A 14132-nucleotide genomic window follows, 5' to 3' on the forward strand; every position below is an offset into this window, starting at 1 on the left:
GGTCAGGACACGGCGGGCTCCCCCGCCCGCGGTGTCCCCGCCGTCCGGCGCAGCCCGTTGGTCACCGCGAGCGCCGCCCCGGCGGCCACCAGGGCGAGGCCGCCCCCGGCGATCAGCGTGGCGAGGGCGGTGTCGGCGAACGCGCCGACCGCCCAGGCGCCGAGCCCGGTCCCGGCATACATGGTGGAGGTCAGCCAGGCGCTGGAGGTGGCCCGCAGATCGGGGGCTGCGGTCCCGGCCAGGGTCTGCTGGTCGGTGACGAAACCCCCGCTGGCGACGAACCAGAGGGTGACCCCGAGCAGCGCCAGGACGATCCCGGGGCCGACGGCGGACAGGGCGATCCCGGCGGCGAGCAGCACCCCCCACAGCGGCAGCAGCGGCAGATGGTGGCGTCCGGCGGCGCGGTCCCGGTCGCCGAGCCGCCCGCCGAGCAGCGATCCGGCGACACTGCCCGCGCCGACCAGGATCCCGACCAGCCCGAGCGCCGTCACCGACAGATCGAACCGCTGGACGAGGACCACCCCGAGGAAGGTGTAGGCGCCGAGGTTCGCGGCGTGGAAGACCGTGTTGACGGTCAGCGCGCGGCGCAGCGCGGGATGCCGCCAGGCGGCGACGACGGAGGCGACGGCCCCCTTGGCGTTGCCCGCCTCCGCCGCCTTGACCGGGTCGGCGCCGACCTGCCGCAGCAGCAGCGGGACGGCGGCCAGGGTGCCCAGCGCGAGCGCCCAGAACGCGGACCGCCAGCCCGCGATCCCGGCCAGCAGTCCGCCGAGGGGGACGCCGACGACCTGGCCGCAGGAGAACAGCGCCATGCCGAGGCCCAGCGCCCGGCCGCGCACCCGGTCGGGGGCGGTCTCGGCGATGTGCGCCCAGATGGCGGGGCCCGCAGCGGCGGCGGCGAGTCCGGCGACCGCGCGGGAGACGATCAGCGGCGCGAGGGAGCCGGAGAGCGCGGCGGCGGCGTTGGAGAGCAGGAACAGCGCGGTCCCGGCGAGCAGGGTGCGGCGGCGCCCGAAGCGGTCGCTGAGCAGCCCGAGGAAGGGCGCGCTGATCGCGTACACCAGCACATAGGCGGTGACGCTCTGGGCGGCGGCGGATTCGGAGACGTCGATGTCGTCGGCGATGGTCGGCAGCAGCGGGGAGACCAGGAAGGTCTCGGTGCCGAAGAGGAAGAGGAGCAGGAAGACCCCGGCGTACCGCCACCGGGGGAAGGTGTCCTGGGTGGACTGGTCGGGTCCGGCCGCCGGCCCGGCGGGCGGACCCGTTCGTCCGCTGGCGCTCACGGTGCATCACTCGCTTTCCAGGGGTGTGGTCGGGACGCGCCCATGGTTTCCGCGGGGCCGCGCGGCAACCAGTCAGGCGTTCGTCCTGTGACCGGCACTCACAGGGAAGCGGCGGCGGGAGCGGTCAGCGCGGCCGGGCCTCGATGAGCGGGGACCAGTCGATGCTGTCGGCGGGCGCGGGCTCCTGCGGGTAGCGGGGGCTGATGATGCGGGGGAGGTCGCCGAGGGCGCGGTCGCGGACCTCGGCATCGATGTCGAGGATGCGGCAGGCCATGTCGATGAGCAGGTCGAACATGCCGTCCTCGTCCAGGGAGTCATGGGCCATGAGGACGTGGATGGCGGCGCCGTCGGCCAGGGACATCAGGATGAGGCTGACCCGCTCGGCGGGGATGGCGGTGCTGAAGTCGCCGGTGCGCACCCCGGCGTCGATGGCCGTGCGGAACGGCTCCTGCCAGCGCTCGTAGACATCGCGGGCGTAGGTCTGGAGGGTCTCGTCGCGGTTGGCGGCGGACCAGAACTCGATCCAGAACGACCAGCGCTTGGTGAACGGGGCCCAGCCGGCGACCTGGAAGCGCAGCAGCGCGAAGAGGCGGCGCACCGGGTCGGGTTCGCGCTCGGAGACCGACCGCCAGGTGACGAGGGTCAGTTCCAGCATGGAGCTGATCGTCTCGCTGATCAGTTCCTCGCGGCGCCGGAAGTAGTGCTGGACGAGTCCGAGGGAGACACCGGCCTCTTCGGCGATGTCCTTGAGCCGGGCGCCGTCCACACCGTTGCGGCAGATCACTTCGCTGGCCGCGCTGATGAGTTGGAGGCGGCGCAGGTCCTTCAGGTCGACCTCGGCCATGTGTGTGTGCCCTCCCGGGGTGTCAACGAGTTGGCCCGAGGGTATTGCCAACCGCGCGCCGGTCGCAATAATAAGCGCATATTGCCACTTCAGCGGCCATCACCAGGGCCGCGACCTCGAAGTCACCCCGTCTCACCCCGTCTCACCTCATCTCATCCCGTCATCTCCGGATGGAGGACCGACCGTGCAGATACGTTCGCGCTGTCTCGGCGCGGCGGCGCTCACCGCCGCGCTGGCCCTGCTCACCACCGCCTGCTCCACCGGTTCCGGCTCCTCAGGGAGCGGCTCGGACAGCCTCACCTTCACCTCGTACGGCAGCGGCTATCAGAAGGCGCAGGCCACGGCCTGGCTGGAACCCTGGGCCGAGGAGGCGGGGGTCAAGGCGATCGAGGACCAGCCGACCGACTACGCCAAGATCAAGACGATGGTCGACGCCGGGCGCGTCACCTGGGACGTGGTCGACACCGAGCCGTTCTTCCCGGTCGGGGCGTGCGGGAAGTACGCCGAGAAGCTGGACTTCACGAAGATCGACAAAACCAAGTTCCCCGAGGGCACGGTCAGCGACTGCGCGGTGCCGGACGCGATGTACTCGCTGGTGCTGGTGTACGACCCCGAGAAGTACCCGGACGCTCCGCCCACCTCCGTCGCCGACTTCTTCGACACCGAGAAGTTCCCCGGCAAGCGGCTCGCCCCCGGGTTCGCCACCGGCGGCTCCATGGAGGCCGCGCTGCTCGCCGACGGGGTCACCCCGGAGCAGCTCTACCCGCTGGACTACGACCGCGCCTTCACCAAGCTCGACGCCCTCGGCGACGACCTCGCCTTCTGGGAGACCTCCGCGCAGAGCCAGCAGGCCCTGGAGTCCAAGCAGGCGGACATGGCCCTGGTCTGGTCGGGCCGCGCCTACATGGCCGCGAAGAACGGCTCCGCCTATACCCCGGTGTGGGAGGACAACATGCTGGCGTATGCCGTGCTGATGGTGCCGAAGGGGGCGCCGAACAAGGACCTGGCGATGGACTTCATCGCGTACGCCACCAGCGCGGAGGCGCAGTCCGCGTTCGCCGAGGACCAGCCCTACGCCGCGGTCAACTCCGATGCGAAGCCGGAGCTGGACGCGCTGGCGGAGCAGTGGAACACGGCTCGCGCCGAGGTTCAGGAGAAGGGGTTCTATCAGGACGTGGCGTGGTGGGCGGAGAACCAGGATGCGGCTACGGAGAAGTGGACTTCGTGGGCTACCGGGTGATGTGGCTGGGGTTGCGTTGCCGGGTGCGGGTCGTGGGGGCTGGTCGCGCAGTTCCCCGCGCCCCCAAGAGGCCTGCGCCGCAAGCGGGCTGCGTTTGCTCGTCCCGTTTCTCTGGATTGAGGTAGTACGTCATGACCGAGTCTCTGGTGGGTCGGAGGCGGGTGAGGGTCGATCGGCAGGCGTTGTTGTTGCTGCCCGCTCTGCTGGTGCTGGTGGTGTTCTTCGGGTATCCGCTCGTGGACATCGTGCGGCAGGCGTTCGCCGAACCCGAGGTGGGGGTCGGGAACTTCCGGGAGTTGCTGGCCGATCCGACGACCGCGCGGGTGGTCGTCCGGACGCTGGTGATGGCGCTGGTCGTCGCGGTGACCACGCTGCTGCTGGCGTATCCGTACGCGTATCTGATGACCGTGACCGGGCCGAAGGCGCGGGCCGTGCTGATGGCGCTGGTGCTGCTGCCGTTCTGGACGAGTCTGATGGCGCGGAACTTCGCCTGGATCGTGCTGCTCCAGGACGGCGGGCCGCTCGGCATGCTCGGCTCGCTGTTCGGGCGGGAGGGGCGCGGGCTGCTCGGCTCCGCGCCCGGCGTCGCCATCGGCATGATCCAGGTGCTGCTGCCCTATATGGTGCTGCCGCTCTACAGCGTGATGAGCGGCATCGACCGGCGGCTGATGAGCGCGGCCTCGGGGCTGGGCGCGTCGAAGGCCACCTGTTTCCGGCGGATCTATCTGCCGCTGTCGCTGCCCGGGGTGATCTCCGGGACGACCCTGGTGTTCGTGCTGGCCCTCGGCTTCTATGTCACGCCGAAGCTGCTCGGCTCGCCCAAGGAGTCGATGGTGGCGCAGGTCATCGGGACCAAGGTGGAGAAGCTCCTCGACTTCGGCGGCGCCGGTGCCTTCTCGGTGCTGCTGCTCGCCCTCACCGCGCTGCTGCTGCTCCTGGTGGCCCGGGTGAGCCGGGCGGGCGCGGCGCTGGGGCTCGGCGGGACCGGTCACGGCAGGGCGGAGGACTGACCATGGACGACAACTCCCTGTTCCGCGGGGGCCTCGGGCTGCGGTTGTGGGCGACCCTGGTGGGGGCGCTGCTGATGGCGCCGACCCTCGTCGTCATCCCGCTGTCCTTCACCGGGAAGCGCAGCTTCGCCTTCCCGCCCGAGAACTGGTCCCTCGACTGGTACCGGAACTTCTTCACCGATCCGGTGTGGCGGGACTCGCTGCTCACCTCGCTCCAGATCGCCCTGGCCGTCGCCGTGCTCTCCACCGTGCTGGGCACGCTCGCCGCGCTCGCCCTGGACCGGGGCCGCATCCCCGGCAAGGGGCTGATCAACGGGCTGCTGATGGCGCCGATGGTGGTGCCGCAGATCGTGGCCGCCATCGCCGTGTACGCGGCCTTCCTCAACTGGGGGCTGGCCGGGACGGCGATCGGGTTCGTCGTCGCCCACACCGCGCTCGCCGTGCCGTTCGTGGTGGTCGCCGTGTCGACGAGTCTGCGCGGCTACGACCGGCGGCTCGACCGGGCCGCCGCCATGCTCGGCGCGAGCCCGCTGACCACCTTCCGCCGGATCACCGCCCCGCTGATCGCGCCGGGGGTGCTGTCGGGCGCGGTGTTCGCCTTCGTCACCTCGCTGGACGAGGTGGTCATCGCCTTCTACCTCCAGAGCCCGACCCTGCACACCCTCCCGGTCACCATGTTCAGCAGCGTCACCGTGGAGACCGATCCGACGATCGCCGCCGCGTCGAGCATCGTGCTCGTCGCCACGACCGCGCTCATCCTGCTGCCGCAACTGCTGCGCCGCACCGGGCGCGAGGGGAAGCACTGACATGCCCGACACCACCGGTACCGTCCCCGGCCGCCCCACCACGACGGATGGTCGGCCCGCGACGACGTCCGGCGCCGCCGTCCGGCTGCGCGACCTCACCAAGCGGTACGGCGGGCGCGCCGCCGTCGACCGGGTGTCCCTGGACATCGGGGCCGGGGAGTTCATGACCTTCCTCGGCCCGTCCGGCTCCGGCAAGACCACCACCCTCGACATGATCGCCGGGTTCACCACCGCCACCGAGGGCGCCATCACCGTCGACGGCACCGAGGTCGCCGCGCTGCCGCCGCACCAGCGGGACCTGGGCATGGTCTTCCAGCACTACGCCCTCTTCCCCCATCTGACCGTCGCCCGCAACATCGCCTTCCCGCTGGAGCAGCGCAAGGTGCCCCGGGCGGAGATCGGGCGGCGGGTGACCGAGGCACTGCGGATGGTCCAGCTCGACGGCATGGCCGACCGGCTGCCCCGGCAGCTCTCCGGCGGCCAGCAGCAGCGGGTGGCGCTGGCCCGCGCGGTGGTGTTCAACCCACGGGTGCTGCTGATGGACGAACCGCTGGGCGCGCTGGACAAGAAGCTGCGCGAGCAGTTGCAGGGCGAGATCGCCCGCATGCACCGGGACCTCGGCATCACCTTCGTGTTCGTCACCCACGACCAGGAGGAGGCGCTCGCCCTCTCCGACCGGATCGCCGTCTTCAACGAGGGCCGGATCGAGCAGGTCGGCACCCCCGAGGAGCTGTACGAGGCCCCGGCGACGCTGTTCGTGGCGCAGTTCCTCGGCGAGTCCAATGTGTTCACCGGGCACTGCCGCACCCCGGGTGTGCTGAGCTGCCCGGACGGTGACCTGCCGGTGCCGCCCGGCGCGACGGCGGGACCCGAGGAGGTCGCCCTGGTCGTCCGCCCGGAGCGGATGCGGCTGCTGGCCCCCGGTGACCCGGTGCCGGGCGGCCATCACCATCTGGACGGCACGGTCACCGAGACCGTCTACTTCGGCGCCCATCGCCGGGTCGCCGTCGATCTGCCCGGCGGCCACCGCCTCCAGCTCCGCGAACCGGCCGGGCAGGAGCACCCCGCCGTGCCGGGGACGGCGGCGCGGGTCGTCTGGGCCGTGGAGCGGTCGGCCCTGGTGCCGGTCGCCCCCTGAACCCCCCTCGCGGTCAGTCCCTGCCCTCCTCCCGGTCAGTACCTGAACCTCCCCTCCCGGTCAGTCCCTCAACACCCCCTCCCGGTGCGTCCCTGAACACCCCTTCCCACCTCCAACCTCCAAGGAGCCCCCATGTCCACCCGCACACCCCCCAGCGTCGTCGCCCTCTCCGACGTACCCGTCACCCCGGCCGCCGAGGCCGTCACCAAGGTGCGGATCGCCCGTGCCATCACCAAGGGCCGCAACGGCTCCGATCTGATGCTCGGCGCCGCCTGGATGGACCCCGGGGAGAAGACCAACGTCTGGTCGTCCCGCGCCGCCGACGACACCGCCGACGGCGACCACTGGTACGGCCCGGTCGAGGAGACCTACTTCATCATCCGCGGGCGGCTCCGGCTGACCTGGGACGAAGGGCACTTCGACCTGGGTCCCGAGGACTGCGTCTATCTCGCGCCGGGCTGGACCTACCACCTGGAGAACACCGGCGACGAACCGGCCTTCTTCACCTACTCGATGACCCCCTCGCAGGAGTGACCGGAGCATCCGTATGAACGACCGTATCCATGTCTTCTGGGACGCCCGCGTCCTTGACCACGACACCGGCTCCGGCTTCTGGGAGGCCGCCCCCTCCGCGCTGCTCGCCGAGCCCGAACTGCATCCCGAGAGCGCGCCCCGCCTGCGCAACATGAAGGCGGTCCTGGAGCGCGGCCCGGTCGCCGACGCCCTCGTCTGGCGCCCCGGCCGCCTCGCCACCGAGGCCGAACTGACCACCGTCCACAGCCCGTCGTACGTCCGTGAGGTGCGGGAGCTGGCCGAGCGGGGCGGCACCCGGCGGCACTGGCTCACCTCGACCACCACCGTCGCGCCCGGCTCCTGGGAACCGCTGCTGGCCGCCGCAGGGACGGCACTCGCCGCGGTGGACGCCGTACTGGACGGGACGTGCCGGACGGCCTACGCGCTGGTGCGGCCCCCGGGGCATCACGCCCAGCCGGAACAGGCCGACGGCTACTGCGTGTTCGGGCACGCGGCGCTGGCCGCGCAGCGGGCCCGGGAGCGGGACGTCGAGCGGGTCGCGGTGGTGGACTGGGACGTCCACCACGGCAACGGCACCCAGGAATGCTTCTACGACCGGTCCGATGTCCTGACCGTCTCGCTGCACATGGCGCACGGGGCCTGGGGGGCCAGTCATCCGCAGACCGGTGGCCCTGAGGAGCTGGGGCGCGGGGCCGGGCTCGGGCACAACATCAATGTGGAACTGCCGGTCGGGGCCGGGGACCGGGCGTACGCCGATGCCTTCGAGCGGGTGGTGGCGCCGGTGCTGCGGGCGTTCCGGCCGGGCCTGATCGTGGCCGCCTCCGGGCAGGACGCCTCCGCCTTCGACGCCAACGGACGGCACAACGTCACCATGGCCGGCTTCCACCGCCTGGGCACACTGCTGGGGCGGCTGGCGGAGGAACTGACCGGCGGGCGACTCGTCCTCACCCAGGAGGGCGGCTACGCCCGCAGCTACGCCGCCTACTGTCTGCACGCCACCGTCGAGGGCCTGCTCGGCCGCCCGGCCGCCCTCGCCGACCCGATCGCCTACGTACCGGACGACATCCACCGGGGTGACACCGCGATCGAACGGACCCGCGCCGCCCTCGCGCCCCACTGGCCGACCGCCGCCCTCTGACACCCCCTCCCCCTCTGAGAGGTCACCATGGAACTCCCCTTCGGCCTGCCCACCTACGACGACCGGCTGCGCCGGGTGCGGGCCCGGATGGCCGCGCGGGGCCTGGACGGACTGGTCGTCAGCATGCCGGACGTCGTGCACTGGCTGACCGGTGTCAGCTCGGTCGGCTACCTCTGGCCGCAGGCCCTCGTCATCGACTCCGGCGACGGCGAACCCGAGTACATCACCCGCACCACCGAGGAGCCGGGCGTGCACGCGCTGTCCTGGCTGCGCGCGCCCCGGGTGTACGACATCGCCACCGAGGACGCGGTGGAGGTGATCGCGGACTCGATCCGGGGGCGCGGTCTTGACCGGGCCGCCGTCGGTATCGAGCTGGGCGCGTTCACCCTGCTGCCGGGCAACTGGGACCGGTTGCGGGCGCTGCTGCCCGGGGTGCGCTGGGTGGACGCCACCGATCTGGTGCCGGAGGAGCGGCTGATCAAGTCCCCGGCGGAGATCGCCTATCAGACGCAGGCCGCCGAGATGGCCGACCACGCCATGGAGCGGGTGTTCGCCGCCGTACGGCCCGGGATCTCGGAGACCGAGCTGGCCGGGGTGGCGAGTCTGGCGCTGGGCGAGGCGGGCAGCGAGTACGCGGCGATCCCGCCGATGGTGGTGTCCGGGGAGCGCAGCGCGATGGTCCACGGGATGGCGTCGCGGCGGACGCTGTCGCGCGGTGACGTGGTGTGCGTGGAGTTCGCGGGGGTGGTGCACCGGTATCACGCGGTGCTGATGCGGACGGTCGTGGTGGGCGAACCGACGCCCCGGGTGCGGGAGGTCGCCGAGTGCGTGGGCCGGGCCACCGATGCCGCCATCGCCGCCGCCGGTCCCGGCGCGCCCGCGCCCGCCCCGGACGACGCCTGCAACGCGGTGCTGGCCGAGCTGGATCTCGTACGGCGTCGCTGTCATCGCATCGGGTACAGCCTCGGGGTGGCCTATCCGCCCGGGTGGCTGGAGCCGATGACGCTGGTCGAGGGCGACCCGCACATCCTCGCGCCGGGCATGTCCTTCACCGTCGAACCCAATCTGCATCTGCCCGACGAGGGGTTCGGGATCAAGATGGGCGACACCGTGCTCTGCACCCCGGACGGGGCCCGGAGCCTGTCCCGCCTCCCCCACACCCTGCACATCGCCTGAGCCACCCCCAGAACAGGAGTTGTTCCCGTGACCGTGAGCGTCCCGTACGCCGACTCGCTCGCCGAGGCGCTGCCGCGCAGCCACTGGCTCGACAGCCCGGACGCGCCCGCGCCCCGCCCCGCCCTGACCGGTGACACGGTCTGTGATCTCGCCGTGGTCGGCGGGGGTTTCACCGGGCTGTGGACCGCGCTGCTCGCCAAGGAGCGCGACCCGTCGCGGGATGTCGTCCTGGTCGACGCCCGCACGGCGGGCTGGGCCGCGTCCGGCCGCAACGGCGGCTTCGTCTCCTCCAGCCTCACCCACGGCCTCGGCAACGGCGCCGAACGCTGGCCCGAGGAACTGGCCGAGCTGGAGCGACTGGGCCTGGAGAACCTGGACGAGATCCAGGAGACCCTGACCCGGTACGGCATCGACTGCGGCTTCCGCCGGGACGGCAAACTCTGGGCCGCGACCGCACCGCACCAGGTGGAGGAGGTCAGGGCGCTGTGCCGACTGGCCGCCGCGCACGGCCGGAAGATCGACTTCCTGAGCGGGGAGGAGATCCGCGCCGAGGTCCGCTCCCCCACCTTCCTGGCCGGCGCCCACGACCGCGAGGGCTACGCCCTCACCGACCCGGCCCGCCTGGTCTGGGGCCTGCTCGACGCCTGTGTGCGGGCGGGTGTGCGGGTGTACGAGAACACCCCGGTACGGCGGCTGCGGGAGGGCGTCGGCACCCCGGCGGTCGTCCTGGAGACCCCGTACGGCCGGATCGGCGCCCGGCACACCGCGCTGGGCACCAATGTCTTCCCGTCCCTCCTCAAGCGGCTGCGCCTGTACACCGTCCCCGTCTACGACTACGTCCTGACCACCGAGCCGCTCACCGGGGCCCAGCTCGACTCGATCGGCTGGCGCGGCCGGCAGGGCATGTCCGACCTGGGCAACCAGTTCCACTACTTCCGCCTCACCGACGACCACCGCGTCCTGTGGGGCGGCTACGACGCCATCTACCACTACGGCAGCGGACTGCGCGACGAACTCGACCAGCGCCCGGAGACCTTCGCCAAGCTCGCCGCGCACTTCTTCACCACGTTCCCGCAGCTCGAAGGCGTACGGTTCAGCCACGCCTGGGGCGGTGCCATCGACACCTGCACCCGCTTCACCGCGTTCTACGGCACCGCGCTGGCGGGCCGGGTCTCCTACGCCCTCGGCTACACCGGCCTCGGGGTCGCCGCGAGCCGGTTCGGCGCCCAGGTGATGCTGGATCTGCTGTCCGGGCGGGAGACCGAGCGGACCCGGCTGCGGATGGTGCGCACCAAGCCGCTGCCGTTCCCGCCGGAACCGGCCCGCTACGCGGGGGTGGAGCTGACCCGCCGCTCCCTGGACCGCGCCGACCGCAACGGCGGCCACCGCGATCTGTGGCTGCGCACCCTGGACCGGTTCGGGCTGGGCTTCGACTCCTGAAACCGGGCTCGACTCCGCCTCGTGAAGCCGGGCCCGCCTCCTGAACGGGCGGCGCGGGGCGCCCCTGTACGGGGGGTTTCTCTACGCGGCGCTCGGCAGCTATGTCTGCCGGGCCTGGCATCTGATGGAGCTGCACCTGGTGGCCTACCGGCCCCGCTGGACGGCGGTCGTGGCGGCGGGCATCCATCTCAACTTCTTCACCCACCACTGGCTGCCCGACGTACGCGGCCCGCTGGCGGCGCTGCTGCTGATCGCGCTCACCGGGACCACGGTCCACTACACCGTCGGCACCCGGTATCTCGAGAACCTCGCCACCTACAGCGGCGCCTGGCGCTACCCGCATCAGCTCGACGGCTGGGAGCCGGTGGCGGTCACCAAGTTCGGGGCGTGGGCGCTGCTGGTGAGTGTGACATTCGTGCTCGCGGCGGCGAGCCGGGCCGGGGGTCCGCCGCCCGCGCCCGCGCCCGCGCCGGTTCAGGTGGCGCGGGCGGTGACGAGCCCCGACTCGTAGGCGAACACGACCAGTTGGGCCCGGTCGCGGGCGCCCAGCTTGGTCATGGCGCGGCTGATGTGGGTCTTCGCGGTGAGGGGGCTGATCACCATGTGGGCGGCGATCTCCTCATTGCTCAGTCCGCGCGCGGCGAGCGCGGTGACCTCGCGTTCGCGGCGGGTGAGATGCCCGAGGCCGGGCGCGGTGGCCCGGTCGGGCGGCCGGGCGACGAACTCGCCGATGAGGGTGCGGGTGACGGACGGCGACAGCAGCGCCTCGCCCCGGGCCACCACCTCGATGGCCTGGAGCAGCTCGGCCGGTTCGGTGTCCTTGAGCAGAAACCCGCCGGCCCCGGCACGCAGCGCCTCGAAGACATAGGCGTCGTGACCGTAGTTGGTGAGGATGACGACCCGGACGGCGGCGAGGTCCGGGTCGGCGGCGATCCGCCTGGTCGCCTCGATGCCCGTCATCACCGGCATCTGCACATCGACCAGCGCGATGTCCGGCACGGTGGCCCGGATCAGCGCGAGGCCCCGCTCCCCGTCGGCGGCCTCGCCGACCACCTCGATCCCGTCCTCGGCCTCCAGCAGGGCCCGGAACCCGGCCCGCATCAGCGCCTGGTCGTCCACCAGCGCGACCCGGATCACCGGGCGCCCTCCAGATCGGCCGCCCGCCCCCGCGCCCCGCCGCCGCCCGGGTCCAGGGGCAGTTCGGCGCGGACGGAGAAGCCGCCCTCGGGGCGCGGCCCGGTCAGCAGGGTGCCGCCCAGCGCGGTGACCCGCTCGCGCATCCCGGTGAGCCCGGTGCCGGGCCGGGGCGGACGGCCGGGGTCGGCGGTGCCGTCGTCGTCGACCTGGACGGCGAGGCGGGCGGGGCCGTAGTCGAGGCGGACCCGGATCTCGGCGGGGCCCGCGTGCCGGGCGGCGTTGGTGAGGGACTCCTGCACGATGCGGTAGGCGGCACGCTCGACCGGCGGGGGCAGGGGGCGCTCGGCGCCGGTGACGGCGAGGCCGACGGTCAGTCCGGCCGCGCGCGCCCGCTCGACCAGCAGGGCGGGGCTGCCGGGGGGCTCGTCGGTGCGCAGCACCTCCAGGGTGGCGCGCAGTTCCCGCATGGCCTCGCCGCCCGCCTCCTGGATGGCGAGCAGCGCGGGCGGCACCTCCTCGCCGCGCTTGCGGGCCAGATGGACGGCCACGCCCGCCTGGAGCTTGACGATGGAGATGCTGTGGGTGAGCGAGTCGTGCAGTTCGCGGGCGATCCGCAGCCGTTCCTCCCCGGCGCGGCGCAGCGCCGCCTCCTCGCGGGTCCGCTCGGCCTCCAGCGCCCGCTGCTCGGTCTGGCGCAGATACGCCTGCCAGTTGCGGTCGGCGAGACCGGTGACGACCGCGCACAGGAACCAGCCCGCGAGCAGCGCCGCCTTCTCGGTGATCTCCCGCCCGCCGGGCCCGGTCAGCACGAACCCGGCGAGGAACACCCCGCCCGCCGCCCCCAGCGCCCGGTGCCCGACGCGCGCGGCGATGTGCACCCCCGCCAGCACCGGCAGCGCGGCCAGCGGCCCCGGCTCTGCGTGCAGGACATACCCGGTGCCCGCCGCGGTGGCCACGGCCAGCACGAGCCGGGGCGCCCGCCGGTACAGCGCCAGCACCCCGCTCGCCACGGCGATCAGCGCCCAGTCCAAGGGGGTGGTACCGGCGTCGAAGGCGGCCGTGGTCCCCACCAGGGCCCCGACGACCGCCGCCAGTGCCAGGTCGGCCGCCCGGATCCGCCGCTCCCGCCGCTCACTCATGACCGCGCCCGCTCGCTCATGACCGCACCCTAGACGCCCGCACCGCCCCCGGCGTCAGCCCTGCGGACAACTCCCGCACTACTCCCGGCGCAGTAGTCCCCGCCCCCGCCGCCCCACCGGAAGCAGCCGAAATCACCACCGCCCGTACGACGCCCAAGCCCCCTCCCCGCGGCCACAGTTACCGCCATGACCTCATCCTTTCTGCACACCGAACCCCTGCCCCCCAAGTCCGCGAGCGGGCTGGTCGCCGAGGTGTACCGGCAGCTCGGCCGGGACTTCGGCATCGACGAACCGGCCACCTTCGTGGTCCTGTCCTCCGCCCCGGCGATCCTCGCCCCGACCTGGGCGCTGATGCGTGAGTCACTGCTCGCCGGGCCCGGTGACCGGACCGGGAAGGAGCTGGTGGCGCTGGGGGTGTCCCAGGCCAACCGGTGCCCGTTCTGCGTGACCGCGCACACGGTGCTGCTGCATGCCGGGGGTGATCACGGGCTGGCCGAGCGGGTGGCGGGTGGGGGGACGCCGGAGGATCCGGGGCAGGCGCGGCTGGTGGAGTGGGGGCGGCGGTCGCGGACGCCGGGTGGCGTGCCCGAGCCGCTGCCCTTCCCGCGCGAGCAGGCGCCCGCCTATCTGGGGACGGCGCTGTCGTTCCACTTCATCAACCGGATCACCTCGGCGCTGCTGAAGGAGACGGTGCTGCCGGGCGGGGCGGAGCGGTTCCGGGCGGTGCGCCGGCTGGCGGGGCGCTCGCTGGCGCCGTCGCTGCGCCGGGAGCCGGTGCCGGGGGCGTCGCTGGCGCTGCTGGACGGGGCTCCCGCCGGGCCGCCGCCCGCCTGGGCCGACGGGGGCCCGGTCGGACCGGCGTACGCGGCGCTGCGCGAGGCGGCCCTGATGGGCGCGGGCCTGCTGGACGCCGACGACCAGCACCTCGTACGGCGGGCCCTGCGGGACTGGGACGGCGGCCACCCGTCACTGACCCGGCAGACCTTCCCGGGCCGGGCGGAGCGGCCGGGGGCACGGCTGGCGCTGCTGGCCGCGCTGGCGCCGTACCGGATCACCGCTGAGGATGTGGCGGCGTGGCGGCGGCCGGAGCACTCGGACCACTGTCTGGTGCATCTGGTGGCCTACGGGGCGTTCCTGGCGGTGGACCGGATCGAGTCGGCGTGGGGGGCGCGGGGGGTGGGGGTGGGCCACCGGGGTGGCGGGGCGGCCACCTGACCGGGCTGGCGGCGCTGAACGGGCCGACCGCT

13 protein-coding genes and 1 pseudogene are annotated in these 14132 nt (G+C 73.1%); 10 read left to right on the plus strand and 4 right to left on the minus strand.

From position 1 onward, the window contains the following. Positions 1 to 2: 2 nt before the first annotated feature. Together AB0O01_RS32380 and AB0O01_RS32385 are read right to left on the minus strand one after the other, a co-directional pair. A complete protein-coding gene (locus AB0O01_RS32380; RefSeq protein WP_365319040.1) occupies positions 3 to 1283 on the minus strand; it encodes an MFS transporter in 1281 nt (426 codons plus the stop codon). A gap of 124 nt (positions 1284 to 1407) precedes the next feature. Further along, positions 1408 to 2127, minus strand: coding sequence for a TetR/AcrR family transcriptional regulator (locus AB0O01_RS32385; protein ID WP_365319041.1), 720 nt, complete (start codon positions 2125 to 2127; stop codon positions 1408 to 1410). Between the two features lie 184 nt (positions 2128 to 2311). Between AB0O01_RS32385 and AB0O01_RS32390 the strand changes: the two genes are divergently transcribed. The 9 genes and pseudogenes from AB0O01_RS32390 to AB0O01_RS32430 form a co-directional block, all read left to right on the plus strand. Beyond that, positions 2312 to 3367, plus strand: a complete 1056-nt coding sequence (locus AB0O01_RS32390; RefSeq protein WP_365319043.1) for a polyamine ABC transporter substrate-binding protein — start codon at positions 2312 to 2314, stop codon at positions 3365 to 3367. Positions 3368 to 3498: 131 nt separating this feature from the next. Beyond that, positions 3499 to 4377 (plus strand): ABC transporter permease, encoded by an 879-nt coding sequence (locus AB0O01_RS32395; RefSeq protein ID WP_365319045.1) that lies wholly within the window; start codon positions 3499 to 3501, stop codon positions 4375 to 4377. A gap of 2 nt (positions 4378 to 4379) precedes the next feature. Further along, positions 4380 to 5183, plus strand: coding sequence for an ABC transporter permease (locus AB0O01_RS32400; RefSeq protein WP_365319046.1), 804 nt, complete (start codon positions 4380 to 4382; stop codon positions 5181 to 5183). 1 nt (position 5184) lies between these two features. After that, positions 5185 to 6321, plus strand: coding sequence for an ABC transporter ATP-binding protein (locus tag AB0O01_RS32405; RefSeq protein ID WP_365319047.1), 1137 nt, complete (start codon positions 5185 to 5187; stop codon positions 6319 to 6321). Positions 6322 to 6453: 132 nt separating this feature from the next. Then, on the plus strand, positions 6454 to 6855 hold the full coding sequence (locus tag AB0O01_RS32410; protein ID WP_365319049.1) for a cupin domain-containing protein: 402 nt from the start codon (positions 6454 to 6456) through the stop codon (positions 6853 to 6855). Positions 6856 to 6868: 13 nt separating this feature from the next. Further along, positions 6869 to 7993, plus strand: a complete 1125-nt coding sequence (locus AB0O01_RS32415; RefSeq protein WP_365319051.1) for a class II histone deacetylase — start codon at positions 6869 to 6871, stop codon at positions 7991 to 7993. Positions 7994 to 8020: 27 nt separating this feature from the next. After that, positions 8021 to 9169 (plus strand): Xaa-Pro peptidase family protein, encoded by a 1149-nt coding sequence (locus tag AB0O01_RS32420; protein WP_365319052.1) that lies wholly within the window; start codon positions 8021 to 8023, stop codon positions 9167 to 9169. A gap of 27 nt (positions 9170 to 9196) precedes the next feature. After that, the gene (locus AB0O01_RS32425; RefSeq protein WP_365319053.1) at positions 9197 to 10609 is read left to right on the plus strand and encodes an FAD-dependent oxidoreductase; all 1413 of its coding nucleotides are present in this window, start codon (positions 9197 to 9199) and stop codon (positions 10607 to 10609) included. Between the two features lie 55 nt (positions 10610 to 10664). Beyond that, positions 10665 to 11120 (plus strand): annotated as a pseudogene (locus AB0O01_RS32430) (DUF817 family protein); the annotation flags it as partial. On the opposite strand, the gene AB0O01_RS32435 reads toward AB0O01_RS32430, so the two are convergent. Together AB0O01_RS32435 and AB0O01_RS32440 are read right to left on the minus strand one after the other, a co-directional pair. After that, the gene (locus AB0O01_RS32435; RefSeq protein WP_365319055.1) at positions 11084 to 11746 is read right to left on the minus strand and encodes a response regulator transcription factor; all 663 of its coding nucleotides are present in this window, start codon (positions 11744 to 11746) and stop codon (positions 11084 to 11086) included. The pseudogene AB0O01_RS32430 and the gene AB0O01_RS32435 overlap by 37 nt on opposite strands. Beyond that, positions 11743 to 12885, minus strand: coding sequence for a sensor histidine kinase (locus tag AB0O01_RS32440; RefSeq protein ID WP_365319057.1), 1143 nt, complete (start codon positions 12883 to 12885; stop codon positions 11743 to 11745). The genes AB0O01_RS32435 and AB0O01_RS32440 overlap by 4 nt, the downstream gene beginning before the upstream one ends. Before the next feature lie 186 nt (positions 12886 to 13071). On the opposite strand from AB0O01_RS32440, the gene AB0O01_RS32445 reads away from it, so the two are divergent. Beyond that, positions 13072 to 14100, plus strand: coding sequence for a carboxymuconolactone decarboxylase family protein (locus tag AB0O01_RS32445; protein WP_365319059.1), 1029 nt, complete (start codon positions 13072 to 13074; stop codon positions 14098 to 14100). Positions 14101 to 14132: the final 32 nt, after the last annotated feature.

Source organism: Streptomyces sp. NPDC093252, from assembly GCF_040683675.1.
Classification (GTDB): Bacteria; Actinomycetota; Actinomycetes; order Streptomycetales; family Streptomycetaceae; genus Streptomyces.

What these genes read in the sequence shown, in the direction of transcription:
- AB0O01_RS32410 (WP_365319049.1), top strand. Translation starts at nt 6,454, where the DNA reads ATGTCCACCCGCACACCCCCCAGCGTCGTCGCCCTCTCCGACGTACCC.
- AB0O01_RS32445 (WP_365319059.1), top strand. Translation starts at nt 13,072, where the DNA reads ATGACCTCATCCTTTCTGCACACCGAACCCCTGCCCCCCAAGTCCGCG.
- AB0O01_RS32415 (WP_365319051.1), top strand. Translation starts at nt 6,869, where the DNA reads ATGAACGACCGTATCCATGTCTTCTGGGACGCCCGCGTCCTTGACCAC.
- AB0O01_RS32420 (WP_365319052.1), top strand. Translation starts at nt 8,021, where the DNA reads ATGGAACTCCCCTTCGGCCTGCCCACCTACGACGACCGGCTGCGCCGG.
- AB0O01_RS32385 (WP_365319041.1), bottom strand. Translation starts at nt 2,127, where the DNA reads ATGGCCGAGGTCGACCTGAAGGACCTGCGCCGCCTCCAACTCATCAGC.
- AB0O01_RS32405 (WP_365319047.1), top strand. Translation starts at nt 5,185, where the DNA reads ATGCCCGACACCACCGGTACCGTCCCCGGCCGCCCCACCACGACGGAT.
- AB0O01_RS32440 (WP_365319057.1), bottom strand. Translation starts at nt 12,885, where the DNA reads ATGAGTGAGCGGCGGGAGCGGCGGATCCGGGCGGCCGACCTGGCACTG.
- AB0O01_RS32400 (WP_365319046.1), top strand. Translation starts at nt 4,380, where the DNA reads ATGGACGACAACTCCCTGTTCCGCGGGGGCCTCGGGCTGCGGTTGTGG.
- AB0O01_RS32395 (WP_365319045.1), top strand. Translation starts at nt 3,499, where the DNA reads ATGACCGAGTCTCTGGTGGGTCGGAGGCGGGTGAGGGTCGATCGGCAG.